The sequence below is a fragment of the Microbulbifer maximicatervae (SeqCode) genome (assembly GCF_052467065.1).
Genome location: NZ_CP174299.1, coordinates 1,080,300 through 1,095,503, shown reverse-complemented (window position 1 = coordinate 1,095,503; position 15,204 = coordinate 1,080,300). Strand labels below are relative to the sequence as shown.

The following is a 15,204-nucleotide window of genomic DNA, read 5'->3' as shown; positions in this document are numbered from 1 at the left end:
CTGGCCTCTGCCGGTGCAACTTCCCGCTTGCGGGATGGCGGATTAAGAGCGGCCCAGGGGCAGGCGGAAGTCCTGGTGTCGCAACAGGTCCGGCCCACATTCGAGGCGCTCGAGCCAGCCCAGGAAGCGCTCTTTGACATCGCCCGAAGCAAAGTAACCGCCGTGCTGGGGCACAATCATTGCGGGGTTGAGTTCCCGAATCATCTTGGCCCAGAGACGACAGGTCCAGTTCCCGCCCATATAGCGGCGGTGGAACCCTTCCATCGACGGCAGATGCTCGTCGAAATCTTTGACTTCGCCCTCCTCACCACCGAGTGAGGCACCGATATCGCCGGAAAATAATATGCGGCTGACCGGATCATAAAAACTGAAGTTGCCACAGGAGTGCATAAAGTGGGCTGGCAGCGCCCAGATCTCGCTGTCGCTGAAGGGGATAATTTCTCCCTTGTCGTCCAGAGGCATGATGCGTTCCTGCCAGCGTTCAGCACCGGCACGCGAGGCGACAAAGCCGGAAACCAGGTGTGGCAAAAACCGCGACCACAGCTTCGACACTGCCACCTTACAGCGCGAATGCAGCATCCAGCGCGGCAGCGAGGCGATAATATCCGGATCCTGGTGAGAGGCCAGGATCAGGTCCAGTTCGCTCAGGTTCAAATGGCGGCTGAGCTCAATGGTGAGGTGTGTGTAAGTCAGATCGCCGCCAGGATCGATAAGCGCCCCTTTGGTGCCGCGGCGAATAACAAATTGATTGGCCTGTACCCCATCGCTGCCATTCTGCTCTTTAACCAAATCGCCGAACCGCGCAACCAGGTGGTGACCTTTTTCAAATAGGATGTCCACGCCGCGACTCCTCTTATTGGACTTGGCCGAGGTATTGAGTGAGCCTCTCCTTGTTCATGGCGATGGTGGCATTCATGCCTTCGACATGCTTCTTGGCTTCTTCCAAGTTGGTTGCCTTACCTACCTGAATTACCCCAACCATACCCAGCGGCAGATGTGGGTCGCACTGGTATACGTAGACACCTTCCTGGTTCAAAGTGACAGTCACCTTTTCTCCCATGCTGCCATTCCAGGTAGCGCCCTCGGCAGGGGACAAAACTGAGTGAGTGTTGTGGGCCGCATCAGTGGGCAGGAAGGTGACAGAATCGCCCGGTGCTACTGCGAGAAATGCCGGTTCAAAAGTCATCATGCCGTCCTTGCCCTGGTTCAGCATCTTAACTTCGTGATCCGCAGCCAGGGCGGAGGTCGAGGCCATGGCGAGCGCCAGAATCGCGCCGCGAAGAGTAATAGACGACATACTTACTTCCTGTTCGATGGTTAGTCAGTGTTGTTCAGCGCCTCCCCATTAGTGGGTAGAGGCAGCGGCGGATGTTATCTCGGAGGGGGCTGGGTGAATTGATCTAGATCAATCGCGCAGATAGACCAATTAGAAGGAGAAGATGCCAATAGAAGGGATCCGTGTAGGAGAGTCATTTTTGACCGCTGAGCACCACCCGCCTCGGCCGGATAAGGGGTAAACTGTGCGCCGATCAATTCTGTGACTTTTCGGGAGAGTGCTTTGGCCACAAAACGTAAAACTGCCTACGTGTGTAATGAATGCGGCGCTGACTACACCAAATGGGCAGGGCAGTGTAGTGCTTGTGGCACTTGGAATAGCCTATCGGAAGTACGCCTGGGACCGGATCACAAGGACAGCCGCGCCGCGAATTTTACCGATGCACAAAGTGGCTACGCCGGCTCCGCTGGTGCCGGCAAAGTGCAAAAATTATCGGAAATCGACCTCAGCGAGCTGCCGCGTATTCCCACTACGGCCTCGGAACTGGATCGGGTATTGGGCGGCGGGCTGGTTCCGGGTTCCGTTGTATTGATCGGTGGCCATCCCGGTGCGGGTAAATCCACTGTTTTACTCCAGACCCTGTGCCATCTTGCCACTTCAATGCCGGCGCTTTATATCACCGGCGAGGAATCTCTCCAGCAGGTTGCTATGCGCGCTAAGCGCTTGGGGCTGCCTACGGATTCTCTACAACTGCTCAGTGAAACCGATGTGGAGCGTATTTGCCTGGCAGCCAAGGAAGTGAATCCTCGGGTTATGGTAGTGGACTCGATCCAGGTGATGCACATGAGCGATGTGCAATCGGCCCCCGGCTCTGTGGCACAGGTGCGCGAGAGTGCGGCCTACCTGACCCGCTTTGCCAAGCAGACCGGCACGGCGCTGATTCTGGTGGGGCATGTCACCAAAGATGGCAGTCTCGCGGGCCCCAAGGTGCTGGAACATATTATCGACTGCTCCATTCTCCTCGAAGGCACCCACGACTCCCGCTTCCGCACACTGCGGGCCCATAAAAATCGCTTTGGGGCCGTTAATGAACTCGGCGTGTTTGCCATGACAGAGCAGGGCCTGAAAGAGGTATCCAATCCCTCAGCCATTTTCCTGCAAAGGGCCGAGGAGATCGCAGCCGGTTCTGTGGTGACTTCGGTGTGGGAGGGCACCCGGCCGCTGTTAGTGGAGTTGCAAGCCCTGGTGGACGATAGCAGTCTCGGCAACCCCCGCCGGGTAGCGGTGGGCCTCGACCAGAACCGCTTGAACATGCTGCTCGCTGTGTTGCATCGCCACGGTGGTGTCTTGGTGGGGGACCAGGATGTCTTTATCAATGTGGTCGGCGGGGTAAAGGTGATGGAAACCAGCGCCGACCTGACACTGTTATTGGCGGTAGTCTCCAGTTTCCGCAACCGTGTCCTGCCCCGGGATCTGGTGGTATTCGGGGAAGTTGGGCTGTCAGGCGAGATTCGCCCAGTGCCTTCGGGCCAGGAGCGTTTGCGCGAGGCGGCCAAACACGGTTTCCGCAAAGCCATTGTGCCTGCAGCCAACCGTCTTAAGAACGATATCGAGGGAATGGAAATGCACTCGGTCAAAACCCTGGCAGAAGCGCTGGCGGTAATTGATATGAGCTGACACTCCAGTCGGGGGCGGCTGTTTTGACAGAGGAATACCTTGTGGTATTCCTCTGGGAAAGTGAGTTTTCAGAGCCTCCTGCGCTAGGGGCGCCTAGTAGCTCCCTTGCGCTGGTTGTTACCGGGGCCCCGACGAAAATCCTCTGACGGAGTGCCCTTGTAACAGCGTGGGATAATGGGCCAGTCCTCTGTTAGAAAATAGGCATAGGTGCCCTTGGGGAATTCCGGGGTGCTTACCATTCTGCCGTTGCACTCATCCAATGTGCCGGAGCCAGCCACATAGTGGTAATCATCCACAAAGGTACCATCGTAGTAACCACCGGGTTCTCTACTGCCCTTGGGGCGTTTCCCGGGTTTCACCTGATAGCTTGAAGTCATTGCCGCAATCCCGGATTTCGGTTCCCAACCATCGGCATAGGCGTACAGGGCATAAATGGGGAATCCATCGGCAGCCCAGCCAATCAGCGGCGAATGCCTTTCCTTAGATACCCCCAGGCGCTGTAATAAACCGGTGGGAATTCCGTGATAGTGATAGGCACCATTGGGCTGAACATGGGCGTAGTTATCGTCTACACCCAGCTGAATCGCGCCGGATAGGGCTTCGTAGCGCCAGCGTCCACGATTGCCCAAGTACCATTCCGCAGCACTGGGGTCGAAAGGCACTCCGTTCAGTCCGATACCAAAATTCTGCAACGGAACCGGTGTAGGTTGAGCGGCAACTTGGGGGATAGCCGGAACTCGGAAACGATAGCGCTGCACCTCGATTTCATGGGGATTGCCGCGATTGGGGAAGGTACCAGTCTTGTGCTCGGAAATACCGTTGGCCTCAATAACGCGCCAGGGTCCCTGGATACTGATACTCACTTCACTAAAGGTAATCGGCGCTTCGGTAGCGGGAACAGTGTGCTGCAGACCATCGGATTGCACCACTGTGTGTTTGCGAGCGGTGTGGCGTCCACCAGTGGCGCCCCCTCCTGTAGAGCGCGCAGTCGGTTTGCGCTCGGGAACACAAGCTAGGCCATGTGATTGGGGGTGGTTGCGGCAGCGACCACTGACTCGGCCATTGGGCAGTTCCATTGAGCAGCTGGCGCCACTGGACAGGTTTCGACAAGCCTCCAGGGCGCTATCGGGTACGTGAGCCAGCGAGAGAGGCGCAATACTGCAAAGCCCCACAAATAACCACTTCTTCATAATGACATCTCAAGATTTACAGTACCGCTGGCCGGTTGCGATTTATTGGGAGTTACTGTTCTTCATCTTCCATGGGGCGAGGGCCGCCTTTACCCTTGCCGCCGGCAGGTACACAGACCAGCTGCTCAATCTGCGGGGGCATACGGCAGGTGCCCTCCAATGTGCCTCTGGGTGTCTCGACAGTGCAGGCGTCTCCTTCAGCCAAGCTGCTGCAGGCATCAATCGCTTCCTGCGGAGGCTGGCGCGGCTGTGCAGATACATTTGTGGCCAGTAAGAGGGCTGCTACTGGGATAAATATTTTTTTCATCGTGTTCTCCTGTCGTAGGCACTTTGAGGGGAGTCCCTGGAGCCTCAACTTTGCTCATTGGGTTTTGACAGAGGTTATTGCTGTCGCCCGAAACTATAGACTCGGGAAATGGCGATTACCGCTCAGCGAAGGGCTGGCTTCTCGAATTGGCCTGGGACTGCCATCGAAAGTAGTCGAGGAATGAGTAAGTAATGTGGATAACTTGTAAAGAAGTGTGGGGCTGGAGAGCTCACTTTGCGACTAATGATCCAGAGATCTGACAGGCTCTAATTGATCAGTGGTGGAGGTGGGAATTAGGGGGATGAGTAAGTAGGAAAGGCTGGGTATTTAATCAGTCGTGACACAAGCTAAAATCTGGCTTGTGTCACGACTGATTCTGTATTTTTCTGAAGGGGCTTTAACTTTCAGTTTCCAGTGCAGCTTTCGCCGCAGCTTCACTCAACAACTTGCGGCGAACTTTCATTGGAGTGGTACCAAACCAGCGGTCGCAGGCCCGGTTAAATGAACTCTGCTCCCGATACCCCAGCATATTGGAAATCTGGGCCATAGGTGGCAACTTTCTACTGAGGTAATGTTCTGCGCGTTCGCGGCGAATACGGTCGAGAATATCCTCAAACACCAATTCCCGATCTCGCAACCTGCGCTGCAGTGTGCGCTTGTGCATGCCCAGCTGATTGGCGACTTCCTGCAGACTGCAGCGCTTTAGCGGCATCAGGCAATAGATCAGCTGTTCTACTTGGTGAATCAGGTTTGATTCACCTTGTTCCAGTACTTTGTCGATATAAGACTTTAATAGAGGCCTTAAAACCGGGTTGCACTTCTCGGTCGGTTGGGCCAACTGGCCGCTACTTAGAATCAAGGTGTCGCTATTTTGTGAAAACTGTACATCTGTACCAAAAAAGTTTTCATATTGGTCGTGGAGCGGCTGTTTGGACTTTAAATGAACCGCCTCCAGATTGAACTTTTCACCACATAATATTTGTAGTGCGACAACAGAAACCCCAAGGAGAAATTCCCGGAATAGCTCGAGAGGTAATGGAGAGTCCGAAGGTATATAACTTTCTAAATCATTTAAACAATGAAAAGTTATAAACGTTTGGAGCCCTTTTACTTCCAATTCAACTCGCAGGTTATAAGGAGGGGCGGCGAATTGCTTTACGGCAGCATTGAGGAATTCCCCGAGGGTCAACGACTGCAATACTGCTGCTCCAAGAGAACTGAGGGCGGCAGCCCCCTGGCTTTTTGCCAGTCTCAATCCGAAATCCGCGCAATTGAGTTGTCGTGCGGCCTTTTCAACAAGGTCAGTCACTTTACTCAACGGGAGATACCCCTCGAGTTTTTCAACCTGCTCGGGGTTAATACCGGCGCTATTAAGCAGTGTTTCCGGGCAGCCGTTTAGCTGGGATACTTGGTCATAAAAGCCGGTTAACAGCTTAGCTCTTATTTGTTGGGTCAATTTCTTCCAAATCCTTCCAAGAACCCAGCCTGATTTAATTATTAGGCGTGCCGGGTCGCAACTTCTATTTGAGCGAAAATATTCAACTGATAGGCGCGCCCGATAATTTTAGGAATCTACAAATAAATGCAAATTCCAGGATTACACATTCCTGGGCATTGTCTGACGGATTTGCAAAACCGTCATATTGGCGAATGCCTGTTTTATTTCGAATTCCTGATATGTATTGTGCGCTATGGATAACTGTTACTGCACTAACTACCACAAAGTGCACACGACTCATCCTGAGAAAATAATATATGAGATTAAAACAAGGCAGCCGAAACTGGCGTAATCCGCCTATCAGTCTCCGCTAAGTATTATTTCAAGGCCTATATTACTTGTTTTTTTTTGTGGATTCGAAGGGCTTTTGGCTTTTGCTCATAATCAAAATGTCACCTAATGAAAAAAAATACCAATTAAAGTTAATACATTGAAACTTTATTCCCTTATGACAGCAAAAAAATTTTTTTGTTTTATGGTGACTCCATATCTGGGAATAATAATTTTTTCTTAATTTATCCACTTTTTTACCCTTGCCTAAAGCTATCTTGAATGACTGGTGATTTCAGGAACGCTTTAACACTTTTTGGGTAGTTACCAGCGGATATAAATGACCATTTCAAAGGTATGGTCATTTTGGGGAGACAAAAAAGCCCGCATAAGCGGGCTCTAGGATTACTGATTAATCAGTGGATTAGCCACCATAGTAAGTAGCTGCACCGGGGCCGACGGGCAGTCCCAGGGCAAAAACCCAGATGAAGAACAGGGCTGTCCATCCGATAAAGAAGAAGATGGAATAGGGAATCATAGTGGCGATCAATGTACCCATGCCCAAGTCTTTCTTATAGCGCGCAGCAAAAGTAATGATCAGGCCAAAGTAACTCATCATCGGCGTGATAACGTTGGTCACAGAGTCACCGATACGGTAGGCCGCCTGGATTACTTCGGGGGCGTAGCCCAGCAGCATCAGCATGGGTACAAAGATGGGAGCTGTCACCGCCCACTGAGCAGAGGCACTGCCCAACATCAAGTTCACAAAGCCACACATCATGATGAAGAACAGGAACAGTAGTGGTCCAGTGAGGCCGATGCTTTGTAGCGCATCAGCACCTAAAACGGCAAAAATGGTGCCCAGGTTGGTGATCTTAAAGAAGGCGACAAACTGTGCAGCAAAGAACACCAGGACAATGTACATCCCCATACTGTTCATGCTCTTGGCCATGGCATCAATGACATCTCGGTCATTCTTCATGGTGCCGACAACCTTACCGTAAACAAATCCCGGGATAGCGAAGAACACCAGGATCAGTGAGACGATACCCTTAAGGAACGGAGAGCCCGCGACCAAGCCTGTCTCGGGGTTACGTAAAACGCCCCACTCAGGCACCACCGTCAAAGCGAGTACTGCAGATACGCCCAAAACAGCCAAACCTGCGTACTTAAGGCCGCGCTTCTCGGCGTCGGTCAAGGTGCCAACTTTGTCTTGAGTCAGGTCGACAGACGCTTCACTGGGATCATACTTGCCCAGCTTGGGTTCTACGATCTTCATGGTCACCCAGCTACCAACTCCGGTGATCAGGAAGGTACTGACAATCATAAAGAACCAGTTTACTTCCGGGCCCACGGAGTAGGTCGGGTCGATCATATGGGCTGCTGATTCTGTGATCCCCGATAGCAGCGGGTCCACCGTTCCCAGCAGCAGGTTAGCACTGTAGCCGCCAGAGACACCAGCAAACGCGGCAGCCAGGCCAGCGATAGGGTGTCGACCGAGAGAGTGGAAAATCATTGCGGCTAATGGGATCAGTACCACGTAGCCCAATTCAGAGGCGGTATTAGAGATGATGCCGGCAAAAACCACTATGACAGTGACTGTGCGTTTGGAAGCCTGGAGTACCAGACCGCGAACAGCGGCACTTAACAGGCCGGAGTGCTCGGCAATCGCAACCCCCAATAGAGCCACCAAAACTGTCCCCAGAGGAGCAAATCCGGTGAAATTCTTAACCAGACTGGTAACGATCATCCTGAGTCCATCGCCACTCATAAGGTTGAAGACCTCAATGACGCCATCTGGCGCTCGGCCAGCAGCGCCAACCGGGCGGGGGTCGGGGACAGACAGGCCAAAGTAAGAAGCGATACCACTAATGACTATCACGCTAACGGCGAATAGTGCGAACAGTGTGATTGGGTGGGGGAGAAGGTTGCCGAGCCATTCCACTGCATCTAAAAAGCGGATAAAGGCTGTCTTGCGCCCTGGGGGACTGTCCTGCCGATCGCTCGGGGAGGTTGTTGTGGTCATTGTTGGTCCTCAGTGGTTACTGCAAGCGACCCTAATTGCCTCTGGGCCGCCTTGTAGCCGAAGGGTTGGCTGAAAAATGTGCTAAAGCCGAGATCATACACAAAACTACTTCAGCTAAGAATGCCCAGAGAGAAATGTTGCTCCTAGGCGGTAGGCGAAAGAGCTATCAGACGACCCGGATAGGTAAAAGATCTATGATGAAAGATGTGCTGTTATGGCGCTTGTCATATCAGGGTAAGTCTTTCTGATAGCGGTCTCTGATGACTGGATATGCCATAATCCCAATACTATGTAGTCAATTCAGCGGTGAAAATAATGAAGATTGGAATTTTAAAAACCGATGATGTGCGCAAAGAGCTTGTCGGCGAATTTGGGGAGTACCCGGAGATGTTTGCCGACTTGTTGCGCGACCAGGACTCCAATTTGGAGTTTAACACCTACGAAGTCCAGCACGGCCAGTATCCCGACCATATAGATGAAGTAGATGCTTACCTGATTACCGGTAGCAAGACCGGCGTTTATGACGACAAACCCTGGATTGCGCCCTTAATGGATTTTGTACGCAAGTTACATGGTGAGAAAAAGCCGACCATTGGTATTTGCTTTGGTCACCAGTTAATTGCCCAGGCACTGGGAGGCCGGGCTCGTAAGTCAGATAAGGGCTGGGGGCTGGGGGTGCACACCTACGAAATGCAGGAGACGCCTAGCTGGATGTCTGAACCCGCCCCCAACTTTAGTCTCTTAGTAACACATCAGGATCAGGTGGATCAGCTGCCGCTTGGTGGGCGAGTACTGGCTTCCAGTGAGTTCTGCCCCATGGCAATGGTGCAGGTGGATGATCATATGCTTAGCTTCCAGGCGCATCCGGAATTTACTAAGCCCTACTCGAATAGCTTAATGGAGCTTCGACGGCAGGCTTTTGGTGAAGCTGTGGTTGATAAAGGGCAGGAGTCGCTCAAGAACGATATCCATGAAAATGCAGTTGCCAGATGGATGCTGGAGTTTTTACGTAAGTAGCATTACGCCAACTAAACTTTAAGGTGGGGTAGCCCACCTTTTTTATACTTGATTCTCCTCATACAAATATTTGATTAATACTCAATAGACTAAATTCGATGGCTGATGTTGGCATTCCCTTTCAAGTAGAAATGGCTTGTTGTTTATTAGTTTATTTCGTTTTCTTCATATAATGAGGAATATATAAGCGTTAAATATTCAGCTTTCACAGTTAGCTTTTTCGTAACACTTTCTGAGTTTGTAATTCGTCTTATTGCTTTAATGGCGTTTTAATTTTTTCTTTATTGAGCGTGTGTATGGTCTCTATAACGCATATCAGACTTTTGTCTGATTTTTATTAAAACCCTTTAAGGTTTTGTTATTTTTGAGAACTGATTTGCAATTTTCATGTGTGTTTTTTATTTGCAGAGTTGAGAATGAGTTTTCTCGGGATGCTTATCTCGATGTACCAGATTGCGTCCCAGTTATTCAAATAAAGATAATTTCTGGGGGTTTTATGGTTTCTATATGTAAAGTTAAGAAAGGGTTCTCTAAAAGCCTGTTGGCGATCTCTATTGGTGCAGCTCTTTCGATAAGCTCAATTGTTCTGGCGGACAATACGACGGGTACGATTAGGGGGGCTGTGTTAAATACTGAAAAAGCAGACAAAGTAAGAGTCACAGATATTGCTCGAGGTATTTCCAAAGATGTTTCTATAGGTAATGGAGGCGAGTTTAGAGTGGGGAGCTTGCCGCCTGGAGAGTACCAGCTAGAACTTTATTCAGATGGCCAAGTTACGGAATCTCGTTCAGTATCGGTGAGTTTGGGGGGGACTATTAATATTGCTCTTGGCGATACTTCTGAAATGGAGGAAGTTATTGTTCAAGGGCAGAGAATTTCTCAGTTGGATACAGGGATTGCCGAATCAGGTTTGGTTATTTCATCAGATGAAATTGTTGAGCTTCCTGTAGCTCGAAATTTAGATTCTGTAACGCTTTTGGCGCCAAGTGTTTCCAGAGGCGATCGTACCTTTGATGAATTTGGTGGTGGGACTAGTTTTGCTGGAGCATCAATTGCAGAAAATGTTAGTTATATTAACGGATTAAATACTACTAATTTTAGAAACGGATTGGGTTACTCTACAGTTCCATTTGAATTTTACGACAATATACAGGTAAAAACTGGTGGCTATTCAGCCAAATTTGGCCGCTCTACGGGTGGGGTAATGAACGCCACTACCAAGAGTGGTTCTAATGAATTTAAATTTGGTACTAGTTTTTATTATGATGAGGAGACTGAAACCGCTCCAAATACCTTTGTCTACGATAATGATCAGGATGAACTAAATACCCGGGAGGCAAATATTTATGCTTCAGGGCCAATCATAGAAGATAGGTTGTTCTTTTATGCTCTCTATAGTGGTGTTTTAAAAAACAAAGAATACTATGGGATGACCAGTGGTCGTGGCTATAAAGAGGAGACCGAATCAGATTTTTGGGGAGTGAAAATAGATGGCTATATTACTGAAGACCATCGAATAGAGCTTACCGCCTTTAGTGATGAGAGAGATATTGTAGAAGGTATTTATAACTATGATTCCGACATAGAGCAAACAGGCGACTATATCGGAGATATTGTTTATGGAAGGGGAGGTTTTAATTGGATAGCTTCCTACATCGGGAATTTAAATGATGATATGACTTTAAGTATTTCCTATGGCGAAAATACACAGGACCGAAGTGAAATACCAGAGAATAAAGATGCTTCTACTGTTTATTGGTATAACCCGGGTCGGGTATCAATCGGTGATTGGGTTGGATCGACAGTGGAAGTTGGTGAAGATACACGGGAAATGTTCCGTATAGATTTTTCTTGGGCTATTAATGATCACTTTGTTGAAGTTGGTATTGATAATGAGGCAAATAGTCTTACAGAAAATACCACATATTCAGGAGGAGAGGTGTGGAGGCTCTATCCAGAGCTAGGGCGGGCTCGCAACCTTATTTATGAAAATGTAGGCAGCTTTGAAACAGAGTCTACAGCTTTTTATTTGCAGGATACCTGGCAGATAACAGATGACTGGTCTGTTCAGTTGGGTTTACGGAATGAGACTTTTACCAATAAAAATGCTGCTGGAGAGAAATTTATTGATGTGAGTGATCAGTGGGCACCTCGATTTTCTACTGTGTGGGACCCAACTGGCGAAGGAAAGCAAAAGGTATTTGCAAATTTTGGCCTTTATTACCTTCCTGTGGCTTAAAATACGAATGTAAGACTTGCGGGTACAGAATTATATACCACTGAGTGGTTCGACTGGGATGGTTCTTGCCTGAATAATGACGCAACTCCGTGTAACTTAGGTGAATCTGACGGTCTTGGCTACTATGCTGATGGGAGCTTAAAGGACACCGAAAGTGTTGTAGATAAGAATATTGATCCGATGTATCAGTCTGAGTATATACTTGGATACGAATATATTATGGATAGTGGTATTCAGCTGGGTGTACGTGGTATTTATCGCAATTTGGAAGTCGCGTTGGAAGACTTGGCAATTGATGCTGCGGTAATTGACTACTATAACTCGTCAGGTACTTGGGATGCATCCAAAGTTGATGGAGCAAGTGTCGAAGATATATTTGGAGGCTTCCATCAGTACGTATTGACTAACCCCGGCAACGATATGCGGATTTATATCCCTGAACAGGGTGAATATATCAATTTATCGGCAGCTCAATTAAGGTATCCAGAAGCGAAGCGACAATATGGTGCAGTTGAATTTACGTTCAAGCGCCCATTTGATGGCAGGTGGTCATTAGATGCCTCGTATACTTGGGGGCATAGCTGGGGTAATAATGAAGGTTACGTTCGCTCAGATAATGGGCAAACAGATTCAGGTTTAACAACTAACTTTGATCAACCGGGATTGATACAAGGTGGGTATGGTAACTTGCCAAATGATCGCAGGCACACGGTAAAGGCATTTGGTACTTACAGCTTTGATATGGGATTGAGATTAGGGACTAATTTTATGTGGCAAACGGGTCGCCCAAAAAATTGCTTTGGAATGCATCCCACTGATGTTTTTGCCCAAGCATATGGATCTGAATCTTTTTATTGTCAAGGGGAACTCAATTCACGGGGTAGTTTGGGAAGAACCGATGATTACTGGAACCTTGACTTAAATGCGCAATACCCGATTGAGCTTGCCGACAATCAGAGGTTGTTGGTTAGTTTGGATGTTTTTAATGTATTTAATGATGATGCTGTTTTAGAAGTAGAGGAACAAGGTGATCTTGATGGGACATCAGAGCCATATGAATACTTTGGGCGTGCTTATTATTATCAAACTCCTCGCAGTATTCGCTTAGGTTTTAGATATGATTTTAACTAGATTTGATTTTTAACTTAATGTTTATTAAGTCCAGGCAAGTAAAAACTTGCCTGGACTTATATGGTTTAATCTTTGGTTGTTTGTCTGTGCTATAAGCTTTATTCTTTTTAATTTACCCCAAAGAAAAAATCTTCTTCCAGCATAATAATTCGAACTCTAATTGGCTCTTCGATTTGAAATAATCTACGAGCGGATTCATCAATTTGAATGGCAAGACTTTGTAGGACCTGATGAGTCCTGTTGGGTTGCTTTTTGCATAATATTTCAATATAGCAGCCTGCAGGAACTGCTAAGGTGGCAGGTATGATCACAACAGCAGTATCTTCTTCTACATCAAGCTCCCGGTTTAGTAGCTCTGTTAAAAAGGATGGGGTTGAATCTGGAGATAGCTTAGACTCATCAAGATAAATTTTGCAGCTGGCCATACTTAGTTTCCGGTTTGAATTAGTTGAATTAGTATCTGTCCTAAAGTGTATCTACCGTAAATTTCTCTTGGTTGGTCATTCTTTAAGGTCTAATTTTAGCTTTTAATAAGGAAAAGTGTCTGAATAATGTAGCTGATTATACTTTTCATAGAGTGGATTTTAATGTCTGTAAATCAAAATTTTTAAGTTGTCTGTGCATTTATATAGCGATATTTTATATATGAAAGATGGTTGGTCGACTGATGAGATTAATATATTGCTTTGGTGGAAGTTCAATTGTTAGCGAAATGTATTGCGAAATACGCAATGCCGTAAATAACTTTTAATTCGGCTTTGTGGGGGGCAAAGATGGCTGCCACTTTTATTTGGTATAAATAATAAATATGCTTTGATTTAGAGTGTTTAATGACTCGAATTAATTCCCCATATCCTTGGGTAGATCTGTTAAACGTGAAAATGATTTTCAGTTGTCGAGAAGTATAGCTTATCTAGGAGAAGTAGCTAATGTGTTGGCCATATGAATAAGATGTATGTAAGAGCGAAGTTTGTAGACTGGTTAGTTTTTCTTTTCCAGCTAAGGCTTTTGATGGAAAAAATTTTCAATAATTCTAGGGTGCTTCTGTCCGGAAATTATATTTCTATGCGGCCTAATGCAAACTTAAAATCAATATATATGGCCTCAATATATCCTGCTTCTTATTGACTAATTCTGGTAGAGAAGCTCTGAATGAATTGATACTGGGAGCATCAGGGGTTTTTCTAAGCACACTTGTAACGAGTAGATTAGAAGTGTGAAATGATTGTTATTTGTCGAGAAATGAAGTATAGATTTTAATTGACATCCTTAATGTAAGAAATTTAAATTTAGCAAATCTAATTTTGAGTAGTTAGTTTACAATAATCTGCAAAAACATAGATTTTCTTCTTTACCTGCCTTGCAGGTCGACTAATAGGTTTACAGCATTGTCAACGCCTTTTTCTCATACTACTAGAGCTATTGCCTCAGACTCTATCCATGCTTTGGTTCTTGTTACCTTGTTAGGGTTTTTGCTTCTGATTGCTTGGTTAATTTGGTTTTTTACGAAAGATATTACGATCTACAGTGTAAGTGATGATGCTAGGTTGGAGCAGGAGCAAAACACAATTCATGTAAGCACCCAGAGGGTTGGCCGGGTGATCACTGTTGATGCTGAGCTAGGTGATACCCTTGAGGTCGGGGATATTCTGGTACAACTTGATACGTCTGTACTTGATTTGAGTTTAAAGGGTGATACCAAAATATCTGAAAGCCTGAAGGAGCAACTTGACTCTGTTCAGCGAGAGCGACGGTTACTAGATAAAAAATTTGGCGAAGATGAGAAAGCCCTTAGCGATCAATTGAAGATACTGGAACAAAGGTACCATCTTCAGGTTAGTAATCAAAAGATACAAGCTGAGGTAGCCGATCGTTATGAGCGATTACTGGAGAAACAACAAAGTTCAGAGTTGGATTATTTAGCAGCAAAACGTGCCTACCAACAAATGGCAATGGCGACACTTAAAATACAAGCGGATATTCGTGCTTTGGAGGATCGAAGAGCACAGCTGATCAGTGAATATGAGTTGGAGGTGAGTACCCTCAGGCAACGAAATCAAGATATAGATGGCAAGCTTGCAGAAGTAGATACCCGTATTCAACAAAGCCACCTAGCTGTGAGTGAGCAAAAATTGCGGGCGCCAATCGCCGGTACACTTGCTGCCCTTGCAGAAATTAGGGAGGGCGAAGTTCTAGCGGCAGGTCAGCAAATAGCGACTATTCAAGCAGAGGGCCTTATCTCGATTCAGGCATTTTTTCCACCGGCACTAGCTCTGGGACATATCCGGCCCGGGCAGCAGGCTCAGGTAAAATTGGATGGTTTTTCCTGGGCCCGATATGGGCAAATGGAAGCGCGTGTGGAGCGAGTGGCCAGTGCCGTTCAACAAGGTAAAGTCCTCGTACAGCTTTCTCTACAAGGTGAAGTACCACCACAACTCCCGCTATTACATGATTTGCCAGCCAGAGTAGAAATTGCCACAGGTAAGAAGACACCTTATCAGCTGCTTTTACAGCGAGCAGGAGAAATGCTCTCAGGTAAAGCCACCGAAGAGATTATGGTGGAGGGAGCGTGA

The 15,204-nt window shown here is 47.5% G+C and carries 12 protein-coding genes; 5 read left to right on the top strand and 7 right to left on the bottom strand.

Annotated elements, in window-relative coordinates:
* Positions 1-42 precede the first annotated feature (42 nt).
* Positions 43-840: an oxygen-binding di-iron domain-containing protein gene (locus ACJJI1_RS04890; RefSeq protein ID WP_108734605.1), complete on the bottom strand. Its 798-nt coding sequence runs from the start codon at positions 838-840 to the stop codon at positions 43-45.
* Positions 841-853: 13 nt separating this feature from the next.
* A complete protein-coding gene (locus ACJJI1_RS04885) occupies positions 854-1,297 on the bottom strand; it encodes a pseudoazurin (RefSeq protein ID WP_444934237.1) in 444 nt (147 codons plus the stop codon).
* A gap of 261 nt (positions 1,298-1,558) precedes the next feature.
* Here ACJJI1_RS04885 and radA point away from each other — a divergent pair, with 261 nt between their 5' ends.
* The gene (gene radA, locus ACJJI1_RS04880) at positions 1,559-2,953 is read left to right on the top strand and encodes a DNA repair protein RadA (protein ID WP_444896030.1); all 1,395 of its coding nucleotides are present in this window, start codon (positions 1,559-1,561) and stop codon (positions 2,951-2,953) included.
* A gap of 83 nt (positions 2,954-3,036) precedes the next feature.
* Here the strand turns inward: radA and ACJJI1_RS04875 are convergent, their stop codons facing one another.
* The 4 genes from ACJJI1_RS04875 to ACJJI1_RS04860 all read right to left on the bottom strand — a co-directional run bounded on the left by ACJJI1_RS04875 (position 3,037) and on the right by ACJJI1_RS04860 (position 8,244).
* Complete coding sequence (locus ACJJI1_RS04875; protein WP_444911572.1) at positions 3,037-4,143, bottom strand: YHYH protein; 1,107 nt, start codon at positions 4,141-4,143, stop codon at positions 3,037-3,039.
* A gap of 52 nt (positions 4,144-4,195) precedes the next feature.
* Positions 4,196-4,450, bottom strand: a complete 255-nt coding sequence (locus ACJJI1_RS04870; RefSeq protein ID WP_413663408.1) for a hypothetical protein — start codon at positions 4,448-4,450, stop codon at positions 4,196-4,198.
* A gap of 397 nt (positions 4,451-4,847) precedes the next feature.
* Positions 4,848-5,906: an AraC family transcriptional regulator gene (locus ACJJI1_RS04865; RefSeq protein ID WP_444918253.1), complete on the bottom strand. Its 1,059-nt coding sequence runs from the start codon at positions 5,904-5,906 to the stop codon at positions 4,848-4,850.
* Between the two features lie 736 nt (positions 5,907-6,642).
* The gene (locus ACJJI1_RS04860) at positions 6,643-8,244 is read right to left on the bottom strand and encodes an AbgT family transporter (protein ID WP_444896033.1); all 1,602 of its coding nucleotides are present in this window, start codon (positions 8,242-8,244) and stop codon (positions 6,643-6,645) included.
* Positions 8,245-8,559: 315 nt separating this feature from the next.
* Between ACJJI1_RS04860 and ACJJI1_RS04855 the strand changes: the two genes are divergently transcribed.
* The 3 genes from ACJJI1_RS04855 (at position 8,560) to ACJJI1_RS04845 (ending at position 12,631) form a co-directional block, all read left to right on the top strand.
* Entirely contained in the window at positions 8,560-9,261 is a 702-nt protein-coding gene (locus tag ACJJI1_RS04855; protein WP_444907202.1) for a glutamine amidotransferase-related protein, read from the top strand.
* A gap of 364 nt (positions 9,262-9,625) precedes the next feature.
* Positions 9,626-11,500 carry a TonB-dependent receptor gene (locus ACJJI1_RS04850; protein ID WP_444958700.1) on the top strand — a complete coding sequence of 625 codons (1,875 nt, stop codon included), beginning with the start codon at positions 9,626-9,628 and terminating at the stop codon, positions 11,498-11,500.
* Positions 11,501-11,680: 180 nt separating this feature from the next.
* Positions 11,681-12,631 carry an outer membrane beta-barrel protein gene (locus ACJJI1_RS04845; protein WP_444958699.1) on the top strand — a complete coding sequence of 317 codons (951 nt, stop codon included), beginning with the start codon at positions 11,681-11,683 and terminating at the stop codon, positions 12,629-12,631.
* Positions 12,632-12,738: 107 nt separating this feature from the next.
* Here ACJJI1_RS04845 and ACJJI1_RS04840 read toward each other — a convergent pair whose 3' ends face one another.
* Positions 12,739-13,056 (bottom strand): hypothetical protein, encoded by a 318-nt coding sequence (locus tag ACJJI1_RS04840; protein ID WP_444907204.1) that lies wholly within the window; start codon positions 13,054-13,056, stop codon positions 12,739-12,741.
* A gap of 963 nt (positions 13,057-14,019) precedes the next feature.
* Here ACJJI1_RS04840 and ACJJI1_RS04835 point away from each other — a divergent pair.
* The gene (locus ACJJI1_RS04835; protein WP_444958698.1) at positions 14,020-15,204 is read left to right on the top strand and encodes an HlyD family secretion protein; all 1,185 of its coding nucleotides are present in this window, start codon (positions 14,020-14,022) and stop codon (positions 15,202-15,204) included.